This is a genomic window from Burkholderia sp. SIMBA_051, from assembly GCF_046534915.1.
Classification (GTDB): Bacteria; Pseudomonadota; Gammaproteobacteria; order Burkholderiales; family Burkholderiaceae; genus Burkholderia; species Burkholderia ambifaria.
On sequence record NZ_JAWRXS010000004.1, the window covers coordinates 83,005 to 106,958 of the forward strand.

Below are 23,954 nucleotides of genomic sequence, written 5' to 3' on the forward strand. Positions count from 1 at the left end.
CGTCGTCCTTATTGGGTTTCCAGTTCGCCGAGCAGCGCGTCGATCGCGCTCGCCGCGTCGGTCTCGCCCTGTGCCGCGCAGGCCGCGTCGATCGCATCCGCGCAGCGTGCGAGCGTGCGGGTGTCGAACAGCGTGCGCAGCGGCAGCGCGAGACCCCAGTGCAGGTTCGCCTGCGCATGGGCCTGCGTCGCGAGCAGCGAGTGGCCGCCGAGCAGGAAGAAATCGTCGTCGCGGCCGATCGCGTCCACATGCAGCACGCGCTGCCAGATCGCGGCGAGCGCGCGCTCCGTGTCGGTCGCGAGTTCGACGGCCGCGGCCGCCTCGCGCACCGGCGCCGGCAACGCATGGCGGTCGCACTTGCCGTTCGGCGTGACCGGCAGCGCGTCGAGCTCGATCAGTTGCGACGGCACCATGTACGCCGGCAACTGCGCGCGCAGCGAATCCAGCAGTGCCGCCCGGTCGAGCGAAGCCGCGTCGCCGCGTGCGACATAGCCGATCAGCTGCTCGTCGCGCACGATCACGACCGCGTCGTGCACGCCCGGCGCCATGCGCAGCAACGCCTCGATTTCACCGGGCTCGATCCGCTGGCCGCGCAGCTTCACCTGCGTGTCGACGCGGCCGAGGTAGTCGAGTGCGCCATCGGCGCGGCGCCGTGCGAGGTCGCCGGTGCGATACATGCGCGCGCCCGGCACGAACGGATCGGGCACGAAGCGCTCGGCGGTCAGCCCCGGGCGGCCGAGATAGCCGCGCGCGAGGCCCGCGCCCGCCAGATACAGTTCGCCGGTCGCGCCGGCCGGCACCGGCTGCCATGCCGCGTCGAGCACGTGCAGCTGCAGGTTCGCGATCGGATGGCCGATCGGCACCGCGACGGCGTTCGCGTCGTCGGGGCCGCAGGTCCAGTGCGACACGTCGATCGCGGCTTCCGTCGGCCCGTACAGGTTCACGAGCGTCGCGTTCGGCATGAGCCGTGCGACCTTCGCGACGAGTTCGGGCGCGAGCGCTTCGCCGCTCGCGACGATCAGGCGCACGCTGTCGCATTGCGCGGCGGCCGAGAAATCGTCGAGATACGCGGCGAACGCGGCCAGCATCGACGGCACGAAGTGCAGCACCGTCACGCCGTGCGCATGGATCGCGGCCGCGAGGCGGGCCGGATCGCGGTGGTCGCCGGGCGCGGCGATCGCGAGCTTCGCGCCGATCGCGAGCGGCCACACGAATTCCCATACCGACACGTCGAAGCCGAACGGCGTCTTGTGCAGCACGACGTCGTCGCGCGTGAGCCGGTACGCGTGCTGCATCCACGCGATCCGGTTCGCGAGCGCGCCGTGCGAGTTGCCGGCGCCCTTCGGCTTGCCGGTCGAGCCGGACGTATAGATCAGGTACGCGAGCCGGGCGTCGTCGATGTCGGTGTCGGCTGCGGCTTCGTTCGCTCCGTTCGCTTCGCCTGCTTCGTCGGCGAGCAGATCGGCCACCGTCAGCAGCTGCGTCGTCGCGTCGTCACCGAGCGCGGCCTCCACCTGCTCGCGCAGATGAGCCTGCGTGATCGCGACCGCCGGCCGCGCGTCGCGCAGCAGGTATGCGATGCGCTCGGCCGGATAGTCGGGATCGACCGGCAGGTACGCCGCGCCGGCCTTCAGCACGCCGACGAGCGCCGTCACCATGTCGAACGAGCGCTCGACGCACAACGCCACGGGCGTATCGGGCCGCACGCCGCGCCGGCGCAATGCGGCGGCGACGCGCGTCGTGTTCAGGTCGAGTTCGCGATAGGTCGCGCGTTGCACGGCGCCGTCGGCATCCGCGTATTCGAGCGCGATCGCGTCGGGCGTCGCCTGTGCGGCGGCCGCGAATTGCAGATGCAGCGGCTGCCGCTGTGCGTGCGGCCACGTCCGCGCGGTGTCCTGCGCGCGCGCCAGTGCGGCGCGCGCCGCGTCGTCGGCGATCGACAGCGTGCCGAGCAGCGCATCCGGCGTGCGGGCCAGCGCGTCGAGCGCGCATGCGAACGCGCGGTGCCAGGTCTCGACCTGGTGCGCATCGACGCGCGCGGTGTCGTAGCCGTAGTCGATCGTCAGCTCGGCACCGCTCTCGATCACGAGCGTCAGCGCGAAATCGGTCGCTTCGATGCTGCGCACGTCGCTCAGCGCGAGCGCGCGCGGATCGGCGTCGCGCACGGTCTCGTCGACCGGATAGTTCTCGAATACGACCAGCGTGTCGAACAGGGCGCCGCCGGCGCCGCGCGCCCAGCGCTGGATATCGGCGAGCGGCGTGTGCTCATGCTCGGCGGCGGCCGCGTTCTCGCGTTGCAGCGCCTGCAACCAGTCGGCCGCGCGCTGCTGCGGCGCCGGCGCCGTGATCACCGGCAGCGTGTTGATGAAGAGGCCGAGCACCGTGTCGACGTCCGCGAGCGCATCGGGACGACCCGCGACGGTCGCGCCGAACGCGACGGCCGGCTGGTGGGTCATGCGCTGCAGCGCGAGCGCCCACGCGCCCTGCACCAGCGTGTTGATGGTCAGCTTCAACGCACGCGCCGTTTGTGCGATGCGCGCCGTCGCATCCGCATCGATCGTCGCGCGCCACGTGACCATCTCGGCGTCGGCGCGATCGGCCACGCGTTCGGCGATCAACGTCGGCGCGTCGAGCCGCGCGAGCCGGTCGGTCCAGAAGCGTTCGTCCGCGGCACGATCGCGGGTGCCGAGCCACGCGATGAAGTCGCGATAGCGCAGCGCCGGGCGGCTCGCGAACGGCGACACCGCATCGGGGTCGCGATAGTCGCGCAGCACGTCCGCGAGCAGCCGCGCGGTGCTCCAGCCGTCGAGCAACACGTGATGACGCGTCCAGACGACGCGCCACGCGTCATCCGTCACGCGGATCAGCGTGAGCCGCATCAACGGCGGCTCGCGCCAGTCGAAGCCGCGGGCGCGGTCGGCCGCGAGCCACGCGTCGAAATCGGCGTCGAGCGTGTCGTCGCGCGTGCGCCAGTCGAGCTGCTCGACCGGCATCTGCGCATGGCGATGCACGCATTGCAGCGGCGCGGCCTCGTCGGGCATCACGCTGGTGCGCAGGATGTCGTGGCGCGCGACGGACGCGCCGAACGCGGCCGCGAGCCGGTCGGCGTCGAGCGCCGTCGCGATCGCGACGAGCTGGTTCACGTAGCTGGCGTGCCCGGGCGCGAACAGCGCATGGAACAGGATCCCCTGCTGCATCGGCGACAGCGGATACACGTCGTCGATCGTGCGCCAGTCGAGCGGCGCGCGTTCGATCGCGGCCTGCGTGAGGCCGGCGGCCTGCGCGAGCGGGAAATCGCCCGGCGTCGCGCCGCCGCCGCGATGCGCGACCCGCGACGCGCAGGCATCGGCGAGTTCGCGCAGTGCGGCGGCAAAGCGCGCCGCGAATGCGTCGATCGTCGCGCGCTCGAACTGCGGCGCGCCGTATACCCAGTGAACCTTCAGCGTGCGTGCGCCGTCGCGGTCGGTATCGAGGTACGCATGGATCGCGAGCGTGTTGCCGAGCGGGCCTTCACGGTCGCGCTCGATGCCGATGCCGCCGAAGCGCGGCACGAGCGTCGCGTCGCGCGGCGCGTCGAACTGGCCGAGATAGTTGAACGTGACGCGCGGACGCGGCACGGCGGCCAGCGCCGCACGCGTCGCCGCATCGCCGTAGTGCGCGAGCACGCCGAAGCCGAGCCCCTTGTGCGGCACCGCGCGCAATGCATCCTTGACCGCGCACAGCGTGTCGCGCGCGGTGGCTTCGACCGGCAGCGTCACTGGATAGTGGCTCGTCAGCCAGCCGATCGTGCGGCTCGCGTCCGCATCGTCGAACAGCGCCTCGCGGCCATGGCCTTCGAGTTCGACGCGGCACGACGCGGCGCCGCCGGCACCGGCCAGCGCCATGGCGAGCGCCGCGCCCAGCAGTTCGATCGTCTGCGTGCGATACGCGGCGTGGGCGTCGGTCAGCGCGGCGCGGGTCAATGCCGCGTCGATCGTCTGCACGACGACGGCCGCATCGGCGTTCGTCGCCGGTGCGTCGGGATGATCGGGCACGAGGTCGTCGCCCCGGGCCATGCCGGCCCAGTATGCGGTTTCAGCGACGAACGGCGAGGCGGGCTGCGTCGCGGCACGCGCGAGGCGGGCGGCCCATGCATCCGCGCGCAGGCCCGGCTGCGACAGGCGAGCCGGCGCGCCCTCGCATGCGGCGCGATACGCGGCGTCCAGGTCGTCGAGCAGGATGCGCCACGACACACCGTCGACGATCGCATGGTGGATCGCCAGATACAGTTGCGTCGAACCGTCCGGCAGCCGCGCCGCGCACGCGCAGGCGAGCGGCCCGCGGCCGAGGTCGAGGCGGCACTGCAATGCGTCGAAGCGCGCCAGTGCGTCGGCTTCGTCGCGGGCTGCGACTTCGACGAACGGCAGCGCGTCGTACGGCTTCGCCGCATCGCTCGCGTGCCACTTGCCGTCCGCGCCGCGCGCGAAGCGCTGACGGAATGCGTCGTGATGGGTCAGCAACGCATCGAACGCACGCGCGAACGCATCGGCGTCGAACGGGCCGCGCACGTCGAACGCGACCGACTGGTTCCAGTGGCCTGGATGCGGCACGTCGAGCGCGAAGAAACGCTGCTGCGCGGGCGTCAGGATCGCCTCGGCAGCCGGTGCGGACTGCGCCGGCGCAGGCGTCGGCGTTGCAGCAGCGGCGTCCCCGGTCTTCGCGATACGTGCGAGTTCGGCGACCGTCGGGCCGTCGAACAGCTGCTTCGGCGTGAAGCGCACGCCGCGCTTGCGGGCGCGCGCGATCACCTGCAGCACGAGGATCGAGTCGCCGCCGAGTTCGAAGAAGTTGTCGTCGCGACCGACGTGCGGCGCCTTCAGCACCGCTTGCCAGACTTCGGCGAGCGCCGTCTCGACCGGGCCCTGCGGCGCGTCGCCTGAGGCCGTCGCCACCGGCGCGGCCGCCCGTTCGCGCAGCGCCGCGCGATCGATCTTGCCGTTCGCGGTCACCGGCAGGCCGGCGAGCGCGACGAATTGCGCGGGCACCATGTAGTCGGGCAGCGTCGCGCCGAGCGCCGCGCGCACGGCGGCCTCGTCGAATGCCGCGCCGTCACGCATCACGACGAACGTCGCGAGCCGCAGGCGGCCGTCGTGCTCGATCGCAAGCGTCTCGGCCTGCGCGATCGGGCCGGCCGCGCGCACCGCCGCGCTCACCTCGCCCGGCTCGACGCGATAGCCGCGAATCTTCACCTGATCGTCGATGCGGCCGAGGAACGCGAGACGGCCGTCCGTGCGCAGCCGCACGCGGTCACCGGTGCGATACAGGCGTGCACCGGGCGTGAACGGATCGGGCACGAAACGCTCGGCGGTCTGCGCCGGCCGGTTCAGGTAGCCGCGCGCCACGCCCGGCCCGCCCAGATACAGCTCGCCCGTCGCACCGGCCGGCACGCACGCGCCGAACGCGTCCAGCACCAGCGCGCGCGCATTCGGCAGCGGCACGCCGAGCGGCACGCCGCTCGCCGGATCGCGCGCATCGGCCGCGATCGACGCGGTGTCGCAGGCAATCGCGCCGACGGTCGCTTCGGTCGGCCCGTAATGGTTGATCACGCGGCAGGCCGGCGCGAGCGCGGCCAGGCGCGCAACGAGCGCCCACGTCAGCGTTTCGCCGCCGGTCACGAGCGCGTGGCGCGGCAGCACGTCGGCCGGCACGCGCGCGTCGAGCAGCGCCTGCAGATGGCTCGGCACGATCTTCAGCACGCCGACGTCACGGCCGCGCATTTCCTGCGCGAACAGGTCCGGATCGAACGCGCACGCGGCCGGCAGCAGATGCAGCGTGCGGCCCGCGCACAGCGCGCCGAACAGCGTCGTGTGGCCGAGGTCCGCGGCGACGGTCGACACCATCGCGAACGATGCGTCCGGCGCGAACGCGAGTTCGTCGAGCATCCCCTGCACGTAATCGGCCAGTGCGCCGTGCGACACGACGACGCCCTTCGGCGTGCCGGTCGAGCCCGACGTATAGATCAGATAGGCGCCCTGTTCCGGATGCGGCGCGACGCGCACGCCGGCCGCATGGGCGAGCGTCGCGTCCTGCGCGAGCGTGTCGACGTCGAGCGGCTGGACGTCGGTGCCGGCCGGCCACGCGGCCACATCCGCGACGAGCGCGCGGCGTGCGCCGCAATCGGCGGCCGCGGCCGCCAGGCGCGCGGCCGGCTGCGCGGGGTCGAGCAGCACGGCCAGCGCGCCGGCCTTCAGCGCGCCGAGCAGGCCGACGACGAAGCGCGCCGAACGCTCGATGCAGACGATGACGGGCGCTTCGGCCGTCACGCCGTGCAGTTTCAGTGCGTGCGCGATGCGGTTCGATGCGTCGTCGAGTTCGGCAAACGTCAGCGACGCCGACGCATCGGCCAGCGCGACGCGATGCGGATAGGCGGCCGCCTGCCGCGCGAATGCAGCGACGATGTCCGCGTGTTCGACGCTCAGTGCACGGCCGTCGCGCGGCTGGCGCGTCGCCGGCGACGCATCGCACGGCAGCGCGGCCGTCGCGCATTGCGGTTCATGTGCGGCGCACGCGAGCAGCGCCGCATAGCTGTCGAGCCATGCGCGCGCGGTATCGGCGTCGATGCAGTCGGTCGCGTAGGCGGCGACGAGTTCGATCCCGTTCGCGTCGTCGGTGAAGTCCAGCGCGAAGTCGAAGCGCGCGGCGAGATCGGGGCCCGGCGTCGCCACCGCGGTCGCGCCCGGCAGCACGCTGTCGTGCCGCGCATCGAACTGCTGCGCGAATTTCACGCGCAGCCATTCGTCGCCGCGCTTGACGGGCGGCTTCACCGCATCGACGACGCGCTCGAACGGCACGTCCTGGTGCGCGACCGCGTCGAGCGCCGCCGTGCGCGCCGCGTCGACCAGCGCGCGGAACGGCAGCGTCGGCGCCACGCGCACGCGCAGCGCGACCGTATTCAGGAACAGGCCGAGCAGCGCGCGGGTTTCCGGGCGCTGACGATGCGCGACCGGCACCGCGACGACCACGTCCGTTTCGCCGGTCAGGCGCGACAGCCATGCGTCGAGCGCGGCCAGCAGCACCGTGAAGACGGTGGCCTGCGCGTCGCGCGCAAGACACCGCACGTCGGCCGCGACCGCGTCGGGCAGGCGGACCGACACGCGCGCGCCCTGCAGCGTGCGCGTCGCGCCCGGCTGGCGGTCGACCGGCAGCGCGAGCGGGCCCGGCACGTCGCGCAATGCGCGGCGCCAGTAGTCGAGCTGACGTTCGCCTTCGCCGCCGGCGAGCATGTCGCGCTGCCAGTCCGCGTAGTCGGCATACTGGATCGGCAGTTCGGGCAACGACGGCTCGCGGCCTTGCGCGTACGCGCGGTACGCGGCCGACAGCTCGTCGAATGCGCAGCGCGAGCTCCAGCCGTCGGTGATCGCGTGGTGCGCGGTCAGCAGCAGCCGGTGGCGATCGTCGGCGAGCACGACGAGCGTCGCGCGCAGCAGCGGCCCGCGCGACAGATCGAACGGCGCGCCGGCGTCGCGCTCGGCAATGCGGGCCGCTTCCGCGTCGCGTGCCGCCGGCGGTTGCTCGCGCAGGTCGAGCGTCGTGATCGCCACCGGCAGATGTGCATGGATACGCTGCATCACGATGCCGTCGTCGTTGTCGACGAGCGTCGTGCGCCACGCGTCGTGCCGCTCGATCACGTGGTCGAGCGCGCGCTGCAGCGCAGCGCGGTCGAGCGCGCCGTCGATCGTCCAGTGCGCGGCGATGTGATAGGCAGCGCTTGCGTCGCGCGTCTGCGCGAGTACCCAGAAGCGTTGTTGCGCGAGCGATGCCGCGCGATCGACATACGGCACATCGCTATCGGCCGGCGCACGGCGCGCGGCGATCGCGGCCAGCGGTTCGCCCGTTTCGCGTTCCGCGCGATCGACGTGCGCGGCGAGTTCGGCCAGTGACGGATCGGCGAACAGCATGTCGAGCCGCAGGTTCACGCGCAACGCGGCGCGAATCGCGGCCTGCAGTTGCATCGCGGCGAGCGAATCGGCGCCCAGCGCGAAGAAGCGGTCGTCGCGCGACGGCGTCGTGTCGAGGCCGAGCAGCGTCTGCCAGAAGCCGGCAATCTGCGCTTCGGTCGGCGTGCGCGGTGCGTCGCCCGCCTGTTGTTCGGTGTCGCGCGCGGCGGCAATGCGCTCGCGCAGCGCGGCACGGTCGATCTTGCCGTTCAACGTATACGGCAGCGCATCGCAGCGCACGAACCGGTGCGGCTGCCACGCGGCCGGCAACTGCGCGCCCACGTGCGCCTTCAGCGCCGCATCGTCGGCGGCCGCGCGCAGCGCGACGCACGCGATCAGCCGCGTCGGCCCGTTGCCAGTTTCGGCGATCACGGCCGCGTCGGCCACGGCCGGATGCGTGCGCAGGCACGCGGCGATTTCCGCAGGCTCCACGCGCACGCCGCGCACCTGGACCTGGTCGTCGAGACGGCCGAGATAATCGAATGCCCCGTCGGCGCGCAGCCGCGCGAGGTCGCCAGTGCGGTACACGCGCGCACCGGGCTCGCCGTGCGCATCGGGAATGAAGCGTTCGGCCGTCAGCGCCGGGCGGCCGTGATAGCCGCGCGCGATGCACACGCCGCCGAGGAGCAGCTCGCCGCCCTCGCCCGACTCACCGGCCTCGTCGCCATCGATGCGCGCGACACGCGGACCGATCACGCGGCCGATCGGCAGCGACGCATACGCATCGTTGGCGGCCAGCTCGGGCGTGTCGCCCGGCTCGACCGGCCACAGCATCGGCGAAATAACGGCCTCGGTCGGCCCGTAACCGTTGATCAGGCGCACCGACGGGAAGGTGCGGCGCACGAATTCGAATGCCTGCTGCGGCAGCGCTTCGCCGCCGAACGCGAGCACGCGCAGGGCCGGCGGCACGCCATCGCGCGCAGCGAGCGCCGCGAATTCGCGCAGGTAGGCCGGCGGAAACGCAGCGACGCTCACCGATTCGCGCACCATCAGCGCATGGGCGGCGTCCGGCGCGAACGGCTGCGGCGGCGCAATCGTCACGCTCGCGCCGACCGCGAGCGGCGCGAGCCAGCATTCGTGCGCGGCGTCGAAATTGACCGACGCGAAATGCAGCAGGCGGTCGCCGCCTTCGATCGGCAGCGCGGCCGCGAGCGCGTCGCAATGCGCGGCGAGCGGCCCGTGCTCGACGACCACCGCCTTCGGCGTGCCGGTCGAGCCCGACGTATAGATCATGTAGGCGGCCGCGCGCGGATGCACCGGCACGTCTTCGTCGTCGGCGTACGCGGTGGCATCCGCGCCGTCACCGGTGGCCGACATCGCGTCGAACGCGTGTTCGAACGGCGCGCCGAGCGCCGCGCGGCCGGCCGCATCGACGATCCCGTGACGCAGCTGCGCATCGCGCACGATCCAGTCGAGGCGCGCGGCCGGATGACGCGGGTCGAGCGGCACGAACACGCCGCCCGCCTTCAGCACGGCCAGCAGCGCGACGAACAGCTCGCACGAGCGTTCGACGCAGACGCCGACCCGCACTTCCGCGCCGACCCCGGCCGCGCGCAGTTGACGGGCCAGGTGCGACGCACGCGCGTCGAGCGCGCCGCGCGACAGGCGCAGGTCGTTCTGGAAAGGCGCGGCGAGCGCGGGTGCGTCGGGCGCACGGCGCGCCAGTTCGCGAATTCGATGGTGCAACGCAGTCGGGAAACTCGTCATGTGCGTGAAGTCCTTCGGTCCGGCCGCTTCGGCCAAGTCTCGGGGCCGCAAGGGGCGGCTTCACTGGTGTGACGAACGGCGCGGCCGGTTTTTTACCGTTTTGCGTGCAAAGTCCAAATAGATGCATTTTTTGACGATGCGGCTAAATATTTGCGCGGCCCGTTCGTCTATCAGGAAGGAAAGCCGCAACCGGGCCCGGCCCGCGCGCTGCTTTCGCGTCAGTCTTGCCGTTTCCGCACGGTTTGCTTGCCCTTCATTTACCGACGTTGCCGATGACAGCCGCCCACGAGCCTTCTTCCCCGCCGTCCCTCGACGCCTCCCCCGGCCGCCCCGCGGCCCGCCTGATCCTCGCGCTGCTGCGCGAAAGCCGCGCGTCGCTCGCGCTGGCACTCGTCGCCTGCGTGCTCAACGGCGTCGCGAGCGTGCTGCTCGTCGCGACGCTGAACCGCGCGCTCGCGCAGCCCGGCGCGGCCGATGCGTCGCTTGCGTGGCGCTTCGCGCTGTGCGCGGTGATCGCGCTCGTCACGCGGATCGTGTCGGGCACGCTGTTCGCCCGGCTGTCGCAGGACACGATGGCGCGGCTGCGCGTGCATCTCGCGCGGCGCGTCGGCGCGGCCGAGCTGCGCGACATCGAGCGGATCGGCGCGGCGCCCGTGCAGTCGGTACTGACCGACGACGCGACCAACGTGTCGATGCTGTTCTTCGCGCTGCCGAACCTGGTGATGCACGGCTCGATCGTGTTCGGCTGCCTCGGCTATCTCGCGTGGCTGTCGTGGCCGGTGTGCCTGCTCGCGCTGACCGCGATCATCGCGGGCTCGCTCGGCTATCACACCGGCGATCGCCGCGCGATCGCGTCGCTCGAAGCGGCCGGCCAGGCGCAGGACCGCCTGTTCGGCTATCTCGGCTCGCTGTTCTCCGGCGCGAAGGAGCTGAAGCTGCACGACGCGCGCGCGCGCCAGTTCGTCGACGGCCAGCTCGGCGCCGCGATCGGCGAGGTGCGCGACCACCGTCGCCGCGCGTTCAGCGCGTATGCGGTCGGCGTCGGCTGGATCATCTTCCTGTTCTACGTGTTCCTCGGCGCGGCCGCGTTCTGGCCGCAGCTTGGCGTGCATGCCGATGCCGGTACGGCGGCCGGCTACGTCGTCGTGTTCCTGTTCATGCTGGTACCGCTCGACGGGCTGCTGAACAATCTGCCGACCGTCAACGCGGCGCGCGTGTCGCTCGGGCGCATCGAAGGCGTGATGGCCGAGTTCGGCGCGCTGCGCACGGTGCCGCCGGCCAGCGACGCGCCCGACGTGCCGCCGGCCGGCGCCGTCACGCTGCGCGGCGTCACGCATGCATACTTCCACGAGCGCGACGAGCGGATGTTCCGCATCGGGCCGATCGACCTGACGATCCGGCCGGGCGAGCTCGTGTTCATCGTCGGCGGCAACGGCAGCGGCAAGACGACCCTCGCGAAGGTGCTGACCGGGCTCTACGAGCCGGAGGAAGGCACGATCGAGGTCGAGGGCCGCACGATCGGCTGGCGCGAGCGCGCCGCGTACCGGCAGCGCTTCAGTGCGGTGTTCAACGACTTCCACCTGTTCGATGCGCTGCTCGGCATCGTCGATCCGGACGATCCGGCGCGCACGCAGGCCGATGCGCGCGCGAACGCGCTGGTCGCGAAGCTCGCGCTCGATCACAAGGTGAAGGTCGTCGATGGCGCGTTCTCGAACCGTGCGCTGTCGACCGGGCAACGCAAGCGGCTCGCGCTCGTCGTCGCGTATCTGGAAGACCGCCCGTTCTACCTGTTCGACGAATGGGCGGCCGACCAGGATCCGTCGTTCAAGGCCGTGTTCTACGAGCAGCTGTTGCCCGAGCTGCGCGCACGCGGCAAGGCCGTGATCGTGATCACGCACGACGACCGCTATTTCGATCTCGCCGATCGGCTGCTGAAGCTCGACAACGGTCAGATCGTCAGCGACACGACGCCCGCGCGTTCACGCGCACAAGCGGGTGTCGATGCGCTGAGTGCGTAAGCATGGTGTGAACACCAGCCGCCTGCGCGCAGTGGTTGCGGCGCGCGGGCGGTGTCCGGTTGGAAGGATCGGGAAGGTTTGGAAAATCGGGAAAGGCCACGGGAATGTTGCAGCCCGTTCGGGCAGCATACGGACGGCAAACGCGGTTCCGACCACACCGCCCCGCCCGCTCACGACGCGCTGCTGCCGTTCAACGCACGACGGCCGGCAGCTTCAGCATCGTATCGGTCATCACGTCGGCCAGCTTGAGCGCCGACATCGGCCCGCCGAACCCCCAGATATTGCGCTCGATGAGCGCGATCCGGTGGTCGCGCAACGCGGGCACGAAACGCCACACCGGCGAATCGAGTTTCGACGACAGCGGCACGTCCATCCCCGTTGCGGTGACGAACAGCACGGCGAGATCGCGCTGCCGGAGCAAATCGGCGGACGTCACGTAAACCGTGCCTTCCCGCGTCGGTTTCTTCGGCCACGGATCGAGCCCGAGCGCGCGCGCCAGTCCCGCCGACGTGCTGTTGCCCGTATAGGCCCAGTAGCGGTCGGGCAGACCGAGATCCTGCAGCAACGCGATGCGCTCACCACTGCGCCCCGCCGCCTTGAGCCGCGCCGCATTGCGTGCGATTCCCGCGTCGAGTTGCGCTTCCACCGCTTTCGCGCGCGCGTCGCGCCCGGTGACGGCGCCGATCGTCCGGAAGATCTCCCGCATCCAGTCGAGCTGCGTGACGGGCACGCCGTCTTCCGACACGTTCGGGCTGAACTGGAACAGGATCGTCGGCGCGATCCGGTCGAGCGCGGCGAAGATCGGCGCATGCCGGAAGCCGACGCCGATGATGAGATCGGGCTTCACCGCGGCGATCGCCTCGAGCCCCGGCTCCTGGCGCGAGCCGATGTCGGTCACGTGCGCGAGCCGGTCGCTCCCGTAGCCGAGCCAGCCCGGATAGAACGCCGTATCGGCCATGCCGACCGGCACGAGGTCGAGCGCGATCACGCTTTCCGCGAACATGAAGTCGAGCGCGACCACGCGTTGCGGCCGCACGGGCATCGTCGCGCTCGCCTGCGATACGACGGGGTTGCCGGCGAGCGAGCGGCCCTGTGGCGAGGCCGTGCTGCCCGGCCCGCCGTGCGCGTCGTCAGCGAATGCGACGGCCGGTGCAACCAGCGCGCCGCAGCACGCGGCGCCGAGCGCGGCCAGTGCGCCGAGCGCATGGCGGCGGCCGGCACGCGTCACCGGATCGCGTCCTGCCCGGTCAGCGCCGCGTCGTCCATCGTCAATAGCAGGGGGCAGCTTCCACACAGTTGCGTTTCTCCAGGAATTTCATAGCGCAGGCAGCACACGCGGCGTGCGCGAAACGGTGTCGGCAGCAGCGGCGAGCGCGGCACGGCATCGCGCACCGGCAGGCGCAGCGGATTCGGCTCGCCGTGCACGCAGGACGCGCCGAACAGCCAGTCCGCATCACGAACGGGATCCGCCACGCACGGCAGCGACCGGTACGTGTCGAGCAGATAGTCGAGCAGGTTGCCCGCGTTGCTCCACAGCACGCGCGGCGTGACGCGGCCCATTGCCGCGAGCAGGTCGATCACCGCGCCGAGATGCGCGACGAGCCCCGCATAGCGCGGCGCGGGCTCGCTGCACGGCGCGCCGAGCGCGTCCGGCGCGAAATACAGCGCGGCCGGCATCCCGTCGTCGAGCGCGACGAACGTGCGCTCCGGCGCCATGTCGAGCGGCCGGCCGAGCGTCAGCGCGGCCACCACGCCGGCGGGCGCCGCGCGGCCGAAGTAGTACTTGCTCCATTGCGACATCAGCGCGCGCGCATGCTGCGCCGGATCGCCGCCGTAGTGGCACACCATCGCGTCGAGCACCGCGTCGCGATGCTCGGGCAGCGCGCTCACGGGCACGACGATCCGGCCCGGCGCGTGCGTGTCGTCGGGCATCCCGAGCCATACGACGTCGAGATGCTCGGCGAACGGTTCCGGCGCGAACGCGGAAAAGCGCGTGGCGCATGCGCCGTCGAGCGCCGGTGTCATCGCCCCGTGCGCCGGGCGCGGCGCCCCTCGAGGATCAGCAGGCCGAGCAGGTACGGCGCGCCGATCAGCGCGGTCAGCACGCCGGCCGGCACTTCGCGCGGCGCGACGACCGTGCGGGCCGCCAGATCGGCGAGGCCGAGGATCAGCGCGCCGCAAGCGGCCGCGAGCCACAGCCGCGTGCGATGCCGGCGTGCGCCGAGCATCGACGCGACGTGCGGCGCCATCAGCCCGATGAAGCCGACCGGCCCGACGGCCGCGACGGCCGCGCAAGCCGCGAGCGTCGCGATCGTCAGCGCGAGCGGCCGCAACGCGGCGACCGGCAGCCCGAGCGCGGCCGCCTGGTCGTCGCCGAGCGCGAGCATGTCGAGCGGCCGCGCGAGCCACGCGAATACGGGAACCGCGAGCACGCACCACGGCAGCAGCATCGACACCTCGCCCCAGCTGCGGCCGTACGTGCCGCCGACGAGCCAGACGACGAAGCGCGCGGGCTGCACGCTTTCCTGCGTGATCAGCCATTGCGCGAGCGTGGTCCACAGCGCGCCGATCGCGATGCCGGTCAGCGCGACCGCGAGCGGTGCGTAACGATGCCGATGATTCAGCGCGAGCGTGATCGCGAGCGACAGCCCACCGCCGATCAACGCGGCCGCGGCAAGCGTCACGTGGCCCATCAGCGGCCACGTCGACAACGCGAACAGCGTGACGAGCCCCGCCCCCTGCGTGACGCCGAGCACTTCGGGGCCGGCGAGCGGGTTGCGCACGACGCTCTGCATCGCGACGCCGCTCACGGCCAGCAGCGCGCCCGCGAGGAGCGCGCACAGCAGCCGCGGCATGCGCAGGTCGATCAGCATCCGCGCGAGCGGATCGTGGCCCGACAGCGCGGCGGACCAGCGCGCGGGCGACAACCATTCGGGGCCGGCCGACACGCCGACGAACAGCGCGAGCACGCCGGCCGCGACGAACAGCACGGTACGCAGCGGCCAGCCGAGCCCTTCGAGCCAGCCGACCAAGCGTGTCGAGCCGCTGCCGGCCGCGCGTTCGGCTTGCGCATGCAGCACGCCCGACCACGCGGCGCCGCGCCGGATCATCGCGAGCATCAGCGGCGTGCCTACGAGCGCGATCGCGACACCCGTCGACAGCGTCGCGTCGAGGCCCGATGCGAGCACCGCGCTGTCGGTAACCAGCACGAGCGCACCGCCCGCGAGCGCCGACAACGGCACCAGCACGCCGAGCCGAGCCGCGCGGGCCCCGCGCACCTGGCGCAGCAGGTTCGGCGCGACGAGCCCGACATACGACAGCGGGCCCGCGATACTGACCGCGACGCTCGTGAACGCGACCGCGACGATCGTCGCGGCGAGCCGCGTCGCATCGACACGCACGCCGGCCGCGGCCGCCGCCTCGTCGCCGAGCGCGAGCGGATTCAGCGGCCGGATCACCAACGGCAGCGCAAGCAGCGGCACGACGAGCCAGCGCGCGGCGAGCGCGAGCCCGGTCGCGCCCGGTTGATAGAGACTGCCGTTGGTCCACAGCGCGGCGCCCGCGATGTTCTGCTCGAAGAACGCGAGCACGAGCGTCGACAGCGCCGCGAACAGCAGCATGCAGACGCTGCCCGCGAGCACGAGCCGCAGCGGCGTCGCGCGCCAGCCGCCGGCCGCGACGATCGCGCATGCGGCGGCGATCAGTCCGCAGACGAACAGCAGCGGCACCGATGCGACACCGGCGAGCGCCGGCACCAGCATCGCCGCGAGCAGGCCGAGCTGCGCGCCGCCCGTCACGCCGAGCAGGTCGGGCGACGCGAGCGGATTGCGCGTGAGCGACTGGAACAGCGCGCCCGCGATGCCGAGACAGCCGCCCGCGACGAGCGCGGCCGCGACGCGCGGCAGGTTGAGATCGAACAGGAACACGCCCGCGAGCGCGGCGGCGTCGCTGCCCGGCACGGCGTTCCACCACACGCGCAGGTCCGGCGCGACGCGCAGCACCGCCAGCACGGCGATCAGCACGACGAGGCCGAACGCGATCGCACCGGCGCGGCGGCCGGATACCGTGCGCTGCCCGCTCGCCGCGAGCCGCTGGCGTCCCGCGACCGTCGTCATACGGCGATATCCCGGTCGACCGCGTGCTCGAACGCGTGCGGCGTGCCGGATGCCGGCGGCCCGTAGGCCGGCACGCACATCGGCGCGCCCGTCTGCGGATGCGCGAGCTTCAGCATGTCGACGCCGAACGCGGCGCGCAGCTGCGCCGGCTCCAGCATCGCGTCGGGCGAACCCTGCGCGACGAGGCGGCCGGCCCGCATCAGCACGATCTCGTCGCTATACGCGGCCGCCTGGTTCAGGTCGTGCAGGACCCACACGATCGTCAGCCCGCGCGCGCGGTTCAGCGCGCGCAGCGCGTCGAGGATGTCGAGCTGGTGATGGATGTCGAGATAGGTCGTCGGCTCGTCGAGCAGCACGATCGGCGCCTGCTGCGCGAGCGCCATCGCAATCCACGCACGCTGGCGCTCGCCGCCCGACAGCGCGCCGACGTCACGCTCGGCGTCGCCGGCAAGGCCGCTCGTGTCGAGTGCCTCGTCGATCGCCGCATGGTCGGCACGCGACAGCCCGCGCAGGAAGCCGCCATACGCATAACGGCCGTACGCGACGAGCTCGCGCACGGTCAGCCCCGAAGGAATCTGGTTGAACTGCGCGAGCATCGTGAGCTCGCGCGCGAGCGCGCGACGGCGAAACGACGCGAGCGGCCTGCCGTTCACGTCGACGTGGCCCGCACGCACGGGCTGCAGGCCCGCGAGCGTACGCAGCAGCGTGCTCTTGCCGCAGCCGTTCGGGCCGCACAGCGCCGTCACGCGGCCGGCCGCGATCGACAGGTCCAGCCCGTCGATCACGACATGGTCGCGATAACCCACCGTCAATCCGCGCGCGGCAAGCGCGGCGGTACTACGCGTCATCGGTCCTCCGTTCGGTCGCGCGCGGGACCGTGTAGCTCTGCGCCATCGCCACGACCACCTTGCGCGGCCCTTCGAACGGGTCGCGCGCATGCGCGGTCAGCATGTTGTCGAGCATCAGCACGTCGCCCGTGCGCCACGGGAACACGATGCGCTGGCGTTCGAGCACCCCGCGGATCTCCGCGAGCGCGTCGGCCTCGAGCGGCGCGCCGTCGCCGTAATACACGTTGCGCGGCACGTTCTCGAGCCCGACCGCATCGACGAGCGCTTCCTGCATGTCGTCGTCGAGCGCGGACAGGTGAAACAGGTTCGCCTGGTTGAACCACACGCGGTCGCCGGTGCGCGGATGGCGCGCGACGGCCTGGCAGCGTTCGCGCGTGCGCAGCAGCAGTTCGCCGTCGTCGTCGGTGCGCCACGTGCATTCGATCCCGCGCGCCGCGCACATCCGCTCGACCTCGGCCGGCTCGTCGGTGCCGAACGACTGCTGCCACGGCAGGTCGAGCCCCTGGCCGAAATTGCGCACGTACAGCAGCTCGCGCTGCTCGAAGCGCGCGACGAGCGCCGGATCGAGCGCGCGATAAACCGCGCGGCTGTCCGCGATCGGCGTCGCCCCGCCCTTCGGCGCCGCGAGCGCGCAATGGAACCAGATCCGCAGCGGCCACTCGCGCGTGTACGACTGCTCGTTGTGCAGCGGAATCGCGCGGTGCGGCGGGTATTCGGTCGACGTGTAGACGGCGCCTTCGACCTGACTGCGCGGCGTCGACGCGTATTCATAGCCGATCAGCGGATCGCCGAACGATGCCGCGAACTGCTGGAACGCATCGATCGACGGCACGTGAAAGCCCGTGAACAGCACACCGCCCGCCCGTTCGAGCGTGTCGGCCGCGATGGCGCGCGCCAGCGGCGCGACTTCGTCGATCGACATGCCGTCGGCGCTACGCGGCGACACGACGGTGGGCAGCCCCGGCTCGATACGCAGGTCGTCGAGCGTCGGCAACGAAAGCAGGGTCATGCAACGTCCTCTTCAGGTGGCGCGCCGCCAAGCGCGGCGCAACGGGTCACGACGCGCGCGTCGCACGCTCGCCGTCCATCGCGCGGCGCAGGCTCGCGGGGCGCATGTCGGTCCAGACCGTCTCGATGTGCGCGAGGCAGTCGGCCTTCGGGCCGCGCACGCCGACCTCGCGCCAGCCGGCCGGCACGGGCCGGAACGTCGGCCAGATCGAATACTGTTCTTCGTCGTTGATGACGACCGTGTAGACCAGGTCGTCGGTGTCGGCGGAAGGCGTCGTGGCTTGCGTCATGATCGGAAAAAAGCGGGAGACGGTTGAAGGAAGCGAAGCGGCGAACTGTCGAATCGGCCGCTCCTGTCTTGAAGACGATTGGCCGGCGCGATTTTTTACCGGCGCCGCGCGCGACCGCCGAGAAACACCGGACACGCGACCCCGCGATGGCACGCGTCGAGACACTCCGCGCAGTGGCGCTCCGCGTCGCGCACCATGAAATGCACCAGCGTCTGCGACACGTTTAGCGCGCGCGCCGCGGTCTGCAGCGTCTCCTCGCGCAGCCGCACCATCTCGAACGCCGCGCGGCTGCGCGCCGGCAGGTCGTCGAGCGCGGCCCACACGCGGCGCAGCGTGTCGCGCGTCATCAGTGCGGCTTCCGGCGTCGGTTCCGGCGACGGCACGTCGAAGCCGTCGTCCTCTTCCGTGTGATAGACGTTCTCGAGGCTTTGCCGGCGGCACGCGTCGATCGATGCATTGCGCACCATCCGCGTCACGTACGCGACCGGCTGGCGCACCGCGTCCTGGTTCGGGAATTCGACGAGCTTCACGAATACGTCGTGGACGACGTCCTCGGCGCGGCTCGCGCAGCCGACGAAGCCGCGCGCTACGTTGACGAGCATCGCGCGATGGGCAATCAGCACGTCGAGCAGCGCGCCCTGCGCACGCGGTTCCTTGGCACGACGCGCACGCGGCGCGGGGCGCGACGGCAGGTCCGGATAACCGCCGAGGAACGGGTTCGCCGCTGCCGCTGCCGGGCGTTCGAGCACTTCCGCCATTGCCATCGATCTGCTCCGTCGAATTCCGAGATAAGGCAATTTAACGTAAACGCAAATCATTCTCAATGCGATTACCGAATTCCCCTTCCGCTTGTCGGGATTTGTCTGATCAATCGATGAAATCGGCGTTTTGGCGGATGGGCCAGGAGCGACGGAGCCCGCCGCATTCAGATAGCTTTCTGCGTGAAAGGTGGTGCCCGAGGTCGGAAACCTACCCCGCACCCATGCCGGTGGCGCCACCGTGCCGGTTGGACGGCACATTCACGCGATGCGCACCGTCAGCGTGGCGCCGGCAAAAGCTTTCACATTTCCAACGATAAGCCTACCGCCGTCATGTACCGTAGCAACTTATTACCACGCGAAATTTTGGGGGCTCGTACGATCGAATTGCTGTTTCCAAGGGAGAACGACATGAAATCCATCGTGTTATCCGCTGTCATGGTTGGCGCGCTGTCGAGCGTGATGCTGACCGGTTGCGTCGCCTACCCTGGCCCGGCTGAAGTGACGATCGGCTGGCATGGCGATCGCTACTGGGACGGACAACGCTACTGGGAGCGCCACGACTGGGAAGCGCGGCATCCGCGTGGTTATGACGATCGCCGGGACGACCGTCGCGACGAGCGCCGTGACGAACGCAGGGACGACGAGCGCCCGCGGTGGTAATGCCTTCCCCTCCCGTGCCCCGATACCGAACGACAGGACCTCGACATGAAGACACTACTGAAAACCCTGACCGCCGCGGCCGTTGCCGCCGCCGTGCTCGTGCCGGCCATCGCCGAAGCGCATCCGTACCGCGTGTGCCACTTCGAGCATCACCATCACAAGGTGTGCCGCTGGGTGCGTTGAGCATCGCACCGCGCGGTTGAGCAACAAGCGCCGGCATGCCGGCGCTTTTTTTCATCGCGTGCAGGTGGCACGTCGCGTCAATAGATGAACAACCGGATCGTTGCGGTCGCATCGAATCGCCCGATCTTCGGCGGACCGAACGATTTCAGCACCGCGTCCATCAACACGCTTTGATTCATCACGTTGGACGCGAACTGCGCCAGCGTGAACTGCTGATTGAACGGAATGGCCTTGCCCTGGCTGTCCTCGATGCCGATACCGAAATTGCTGTCCTTCGCCGGCACCAGCAAGCCGTTCTGCACCGGAAAGCTCGTTTCGAAATACCCGTCGACCCGCACCGCGACGTTGCATTTCTTGGTCAATGACAACGAGAACCGCTTGCGCGGCACCGCCGGCATGAAGCCGTTACCGGCCGCCTGCACCTGCCCGAAGTTGACGACGCCCGGTTCGGGCGTGACGAGCACGTCGACGAAACACGGCGTCGGCTTGAGGTTGCGCAGGCCGCTCAGCCGGTACTGGAAGCTCGGGCTGTACGCATTGAGCCCGAACTCGCCGTCGAACTGGAAGACCGTGTAGATGTCGCTCGGTGGCTGGACCCAGTTGCCCTTCTTGCGCACGACGACCTGATAGTCGATGCTGATGCGGGTCTGCTGGCACCGCCCGCGGTCGAAATCGTACCGGCTGCACGGCGGCACCGAATAGCCGGTAAACACGCCGCCGCCGCGATTGCTCGTCTTGTCGAAATAGTCGATGCCGCGGTAGCGGATGCCGATCTCGAGCCCCCACGCGGCCGGGTCCGTGCGATTCGGGTTCGCGTAGAAATAGATGTTGTCGACGACTCTCAGGCTGCCGGCGTCACCGAGATCCTTGTAGCAATACCCCGTCGTCGTGCGCACCGGAGAAACCCAGATCACGTACCCGTCCGGCGCGTCGGTCGGATACGACGCCACGCCGCCGATCGGCTCGGTCAGCGAGGTCGCGCCGCTGTTGGTGAGGCACCGCAACGCCCACGCGGGCTGCGCCGCCACAACGAACAACGCGAGCACGATCCAGCGCAACCATGCCGCCGGCATGTGCCGTTCATGCACGGCGCCGCTCATCGCTTCACGCTCTTGCAAGCCCCCGCGTCACACGCATATTCGACCGCCACCTGGCCGCCGTAATCGTCGATATGCGTGATGAACAGCGTCGACGGCGTCGCGGCCTTGAACGGCACGTCGGCCGTGCTCATCGGGTCCACCATCACGGGCTCGATCGGCACCGGCGTCTTCTGCGCGCCCGCCGTCACGTCGACCACCGTCACGTGATACGGCGTCGGATTGTCGAACACGAGCCGGTGCGCGGCCGCGTCGACGCGCAGCGTCATCGGCAGCGTCCAGTCCTCGTCGCGCGCCGGCTGCACTCCCTTCGGCCGATAGAACAGCTTCATCTGCGTATGCAGCGCGATCTGCAGCGTGTTCGGCGTATCGGTCTTCGGCGGCACTTCGCGGATGTTCAGATAGAACACCGATTCGCGATCGGCCGGCAGCGCGGCCCCGGGCAGCTTCGCGATGCGCAGCACGTTGCGCTCGTTCGCCTCGACGCGCTGCAGCGGCGGCACGACCATCAGCGGCGACGTGATCTTGTTGCCGCGCGTGTCCTCGAGCCATGACTGCACGAGATACGGATACGTCGTGCTCTTGTTGGTGATCGTGACGATCGCGGCCGGTTCGCCTTCGTTGAAGATCACGCGCGTGCGGTCCGGCACGATCGCCGCGTGCGCGGCGCCGGCGAGCAGCGCGCTGGCCACGGCCAGCATGCACGATGCTCGGCGCGGGAAGGAAAGAGAGAAAACAGGGTTCATGCGGGATCCGTGAAATCATCGGTCGACCCGTGCGGCCGCTGCATGCGACTCGCCGGGCGGCTGGCACGTCACCGGAATCGGCGTGCCTTCGAGTTGAAGCTGGTTCGGCAGTGCATTCACCGCGCACAGCGTGCGTTCGCCTGCCCGCACCACCAGCGCGGATTTCGGCTGCACCTGGGTCAGGAACGCGGCGCCGGCTTCGCCGACGATGCCGAGCTCCTTGCCGTTCGCCGCGTCCTGCACGGATGCGCCGAACGGCAGCGGCTTGCCGGCCGCATCGGTCAGCGTCAGATACAGGTTGCTGCCGCGCGCGGCGGAAAACTTCACGAAGCCGATCGCGCCGTCGGTCAGCACCATGCGCTGGATCGGGTTCGACACCTGCACCTCGAGCGGCAGCTTCTCGACGTTGACGGTCGCGTCGTACACGTTGTACGGCGAGATCCCGTCGAGCACCGCATAGCCGCGCGAGTCGGTATGCGTGAGCGTGCCGGACAGCGGCACGTCGGGCACGCCGTCGGTCGATACCAGCAGCCGCGTATCGCCCGCGTTGCCGTTCGCATGCGCGGACACGCCGTACTGCGTCGCGACGAGCGAGCCGTCGACTTCGAGCGACGCGGCCGCATACGCGTTGGCGAGCGTCGACGCCTGCGCGCTCAGCTGGTAAGTCGACGTGCGCTGGCGGAAGCTCGCGTTCGCCGACGCGCGGCCGTCGGTCGCGCCCGCGTTGATCTGGTAGGTGCGGCCGGCCGGATCGTCGTAGATGTAGCCCGCGTTCGCGCTCGTGCTGCCGCTGCCCGTCGTCAGGTTCGACGTGACGGTGTGGCGGCCGCCGAGCGGCAGCGTCGCGGTCACCGAGAACTGGTTGCCGCTCGCGCCCGCGCTTTGCGTGCGGAACGCCGACACGCTGACGTTCAGGTTGCGCAATACGCCGATCGAGAATGCGCGCGTGAGCGTGAGGCCGACGCGCTGCTCCGACGCGCGGGCCCAGTAGGTCGTCTGGTCGTACGAGAAATAGGTCGACGTGTCGCCGAAGCGCTTCGACATCGTCGCCGAGTAGCGTTGCTTGCTGTTCGCGAGGCCGTACGCGGTCGGGTCGCCCGAGAACTGCGCGAAGTTGGTGTACTCGCGTTCGGAGAAGCGATAGCCGAAGAAGCGCACGTCCGCGTCGAGCCCGTCGAAGTGCTTCGAATAATTGATGCGATACGAGTTGCCGTTGCGCGTCGCGCCGTTCCACCACAGGTGGGCACGCGCATGCGTGACATCGGCCGATACCGCGCCGAACGTGCCGAAATCGCGGCCGACGCCCAGTGCGATCGACGTATAGCCCGACGCGGCGATGAAGCCGCCGTACAACGTGACGTCGAACGGCAACCCGTACGCGGCCTCGCCGAACCCGAAGAACGGCGTGATGCCGGCGCCGCCGAACTGCCGCGGCTTGCCGACGGCGGCCTTGTAGCGCAGCTGTCCGGTACGGGCGAGGAACGGCACCGCGGCCGTCGTCACCTGGAAGCGCTGCACGCTGCCGTCCTCTTCGTCGACCGTGACGTCGAGCGTGCCCTGCACGCTCGTGTTGATGTTCTGCAGCGCGAACGCGCCCGGCGACACGCGCGTCACGTACAGCACGCGGCCCGCCTGCGACACGGTCACGGTCGCGTTGGTGCGCGCGACGCCCGAGATCAGCGGCGCATAGCCGCGCAGCGAAGGCGGCAGCATGCGATCGTCGCTGCGGATCGACGCACCCGTCAGCGCGAACGTGTCGAAAATGTCCGAGCTCAGGTAGTCGTCGCCGAACGTCACCGTCGACTGGATCGACGGCAGCGCGCGAAACGCGTAAAGCCGGCTGAAGCGGAACGTGCGGTCCGCATACGCCGTGTTGCCTACGTTCGACTGCGCCTGGTAGTCGCCGCGCAAGCGCCATGCATCCCAGTTCGCGCCGATCGTTCCATAGGCCTGGATCGAATTCGTCTGTCCGCCGCCCGAACCGAAGTTGCGGTTCGTGTTCGCGATCACGCGATAGTCGAGCATCGCGCCGGCAATCCCGTCGGACCAGCTCGACGGCGGCAGGTAGGTCGAATCGGTGAATTCGAGCGCGGCCTGCGGAATCGTGATCTTCAGCCGTCCGTCGCTCTTCAGGTAACGCACGGTCGCGCCCTCGATCGCGCCGAGATCGACGCAACGTCCGCCCTGCAAGCGCGGCAGGTCCTTCGCGAGCGACGGTTTCAGCCCGAACCGCGCGACGAGTTCCGGCGGCAGGCACGGCTTGCCCGCGCCGGATGCGTCGAGCGCGATGAACTGAATCGCCTGCAGCCCGTAGAACAGGTCGTTGACCTGCACGTCGAGCATGTACTCGCCCGGCAGCGTGAAGTCGGGCTGCGAGAACTGCGACAGGTCGACATTGCTCGTGCCGTCGATGTCGAGAAACGACGAATTGAATTCCGTCGCATGGCTCGGGCTGCCGACGACCAGCACGCAGACGCAAAGGAAGGAATGTCTGATTCGCACGCGGCGCTACCGGAAATCCGAGGAAGTAGAGACGTGAAGGAAA

At 70.5% G+C, this 23,954-nt stretch carries 14 protein-coding genes; 3 read left to right on the forward strand and 11 right to left on the reverse strand.

Annotated features, from left to right (window positions below; all coding sequences use genetic code 11):
• Positions 1-8: 8 nt before the first annotated feature.
• On the reverse strand, positions 9-9,683 hold the full coding sequence (locus tag SB771_RS10805) for a non-ribosomal peptide synthetase (RefSeq protein WP_175660749.1): 9,675 nt from the start codon (positions 9,681-9,683) through the stop codon (positions 9-11).
• Between the two features lie 272 nt (positions 9,684-9,955).
• On the opposite strand from SB771_RS10805, the gene SB771_RS10810 reads away from it, so the two are divergent.
• The gene (locus SB771_RS10810) at positions 9,956-11,701 is read left to right on the forward strand and encodes a cyclic peptide export ABC transporter (protein WP_175660748.1); all 1,746 of its coding nucleotides are present in this window, start codon (positions 9,956-9,958) and stop codon (positions 11,699-11,701) included.
• A gap of 190 nt (positions 11,702-11,891) precedes the next feature.
• On the opposite strand, the gene SB771_RS10815 is transcribed toward SB771_RS10810, so the two are convergent.
• The 7 genes from SB771_RS10815 to SB771_RS10845 all read right to left on the reverse strand — a co-directional run bounded on the left by SB771_RS10815 (position 11,892) and on the right by SB771_RS10845 (position 18,726).
• On the reverse strand, positions 11,892-12,929 hold the full coding sequence (locus SB771_RS10815) for an ABC transporter substrate-binding protein (protein WP_175660747.1): 1,038 nt from the start codon (positions 12,927-12,929) through the stop codon (positions 11,892-11,894).
• Positions 12,926-13,726 carry a siderophore-iron reductase FhuF gene (fhuF, locus tag SB771_RS10820; RefSeq protein WP_175660746.1) on the reverse strand — a complete coding sequence of 267 codons (801 nt, stop codon included), beginning with the start codon at positions 13,724-13,726 and terminating at the stop codon, positions 12,926-12,928. The genes SB771_RS10815 and fhuF overlap by 4 nt, the downstream gene beginning before the upstream one ends.
• On the reverse strand, positions 13,723-15,816 hold the full coding sequence (gene fhuB, locus SB771_RS10825) for a Fe(3+)-hydroxamate ABC transporter permease FhuB (protein ID WP_175660745.1): 2,094 nt from the start codon (positions 15,814-15,816) through the stop codon (positions 13,723-13,725). Before fhuB ends, fhuF begins: the two co-directional genes overlap by 4 nt.
• Positions 15,813-16,664, reverse strand: a complete 852-nt coding sequence (locus SB771_RS10830) for an ABC transporter ATP-binding protein (RefSeq protein ID WP_175660744.1) — start codon at positions 16,662-16,664, stop codon at positions 15,813-15,815. Before SB771_RS10830 ends, fhuB begins: the two co-directional genes overlap by 4 nt.
• On the reverse strand, positions 16,654-17,673 hold the full coding sequence (locus tag SB771_RS10835; protein ID WP_175660743.1) for a TauD/TfdA family dioxygenase: 1,020 nt from the start codon (positions 17,671-17,673) through the stop codon (positions 16,654-16,656). Before SB771_RS10835 ends, SB771_RS10830 begins: the two co-directional genes overlap by 11 nt.
• Positions 17,674-17,719: 46 nt before the next feature.
• On the reverse strand, positions 17,720-17,962 hold the full coding sequence (locus SB771_RS10840; protein WP_006753776.1) for an MbtH family protein: 243 nt from the start codon (positions 17,960-17,962) through the stop codon (positions 17,720-17,722).
• 95 nt (positions 17,963-18,057) lie between these two features.
• Positions 18,058-18,726 carry an RNA polymerase factor sigma-70 gene (locus tag SB771_RS10845; RefSeq protein WP_175660742.1) on the reverse strand — a complete coding sequence of 223 codons (669 nt, stop codon included), beginning with the start codon at positions 18,724-18,726 and terminating at the stop codon, positions 18,058-18,060.
• A 405-nt stretch (positions 18,727-19,131) separates the two neighbouring features.
• Here SB771_RS10845 and SB771_RS10850 point away from each other — a divergent pair, with 405 nt between their 5' ends.
• Both SB771_RS10850 and SB771_RS10855 read left to right on the forward strand, forming a co-directional pair.
• Positions 19,132-19,383, forward strand: coding sequence for a hypothetical protein (locus tag SB771_RS10850; RefSeq protein ID WP_011656816.1), 252 nt, complete (start codon positions 19,132-19,134; stop codon positions 19,381-19,383).
• Positions 19,384-19,428: 45 nt separating this feature from the next.
• Positions 19,429-19,566 carry an HHHH-motif protein gene (locus SB771_RS10855; protein ID WP_175660741.1) on the forward strand — a complete coding sequence of 46 codons (138 nt, stop codon included), beginning with the start codon at positions 19,429-19,431 and terminating at the stop codon, positions 19,564-19,566.
• A gap of 77 nt (positions 19,567-19,643) precedes the next feature.
• Here SB771_RS10855 and SB771_RS10860 read toward each other — a convergent pair whose 3' ends face one another.
• The 3 genes from SB771_RS10860 to SB771_RS10870 are packed head-to-tail and all read right to left on the reverse strand — an operon-like array spanning position 19,644 to position 23,878.
• Complete coding sequence (locus SB771_RS10860) at positions 19,644-20,666, reverse strand: fimbrial protein (protein ID WP_175660740.1); 1,023 nt, start codon at positions 20,664-20,666, stop codon at positions 19,644-19,646.
• Positions 20,663-21,409 carry a molecular chaperone gene (locus SB771_RS10865; RefSeq protein WP_175660739.1) on the reverse strand — a complete coding sequence of 249 codons (747 nt, stop codon included), beginning with the start codon at positions 21,407-21,409 and terminating at the stop codon, positions 20,663-20,665. Before SB771_RS10865 ends, SB771_RS10860 begins: the two co-directional genes overlap by 4 nt.
• Before the next feature lie 15 nt (positions 21,410-21,424).
• Positions 21,425-23,878 (reverse strand): fimbria/pilus outer membrane usher protein, encoded by a 2,454-nt coding sequence (locus tag SB771_RS10870; protein ID WP_175705026.1) that lies wholly within the window; start codon positions 23,876-23,878, stop codon positions 21,425-21,427.
• Between the last annotated feature and the right edge of the window lie 76 nt (positions 23,879-23,954).

Coding starts and splice junctions, on each gene's coding strand:
- SB771_RS10850 (WP_011656816.1), top strand. CDS start 19,132: ATGAAATCCATCGTGTTATCCGCTGTCATGGTTGGCGCGCTGTCGAGC.
- fhuF (WP_175660746.1), bottom strand. CDS start 13,726: ATGACACCGGCGCTCGACGGCGCATGCGCCACGCGCTTTTCCGCGTTC.
- SB771_RS10805 (WP_175660749.1), bottom strand. CDS start 9,683: ATGACGAGTTTCCCGACTGCGTTGCACCATCGAATTCGCGAACTGGCG.
- SB771_RS10830 (WP_175660744.1), bottom strand. CDS start 16,664: ATGACGCGTAGTACCGCCGCGCTTGCCGCGCGCGGATTGACGGTGGGT.
- SB771_RS10865 (WP_175660739.1), bottom strand. CDS start 21,409: ATGAACCCTGTTTTCTCTCTTTCCTTCCCGCGCCGAGCATCGTGCATG.
- SB771_RS10835 (WP_175660743.1), bottom strand. CDS start 17,673: ATGACCCTGCTTTCGTTGCCGACGCTCGACGACCTGCGTATCGAGCCG.
- SB771_RS10855 (WP_175660741.1), top strand. CDS start 19,429: ATGAAGACACTACTGAAAACCCTGACCGCCGCGGCCGTTGCCGCCGCC.
- SB771_RS10845 (WP_175660742.1), bottom strand. CDS start 18,726: ATGGCAATGGCGGAAGTGCTCGAACGCCCGGCAGCGGCAGCGGCGAAC.
- fhuB (WP_175660745.1), bottom strand. CDS start 15,816: ATGACGACGGTCGCGGGACGCCAGCGGCTCGCGGCGAGCGGGCAGCGC.
- SB771_RS10840 (WP_006753776.1), bottom strand. CDS start 17,962: ATGACGCAAGCCACGACGCCTTCCGCCGACACCGACGACCTGGTCTAC.
- SB771_RS10860 (WP_175660740.1), bottom strand. CDS start 20,666: ATGAGCGGCGCCGTGCATGAACGGCACATGCCGGCGGCATGGTTGCGC.
- SB771_RS10810 (WP_175660748.1), top strand. CDS start 9,956: ATGACAGCCGCCCACGAGCCTTCTTCCCCGCCGTCCCTCGACGCCTCC.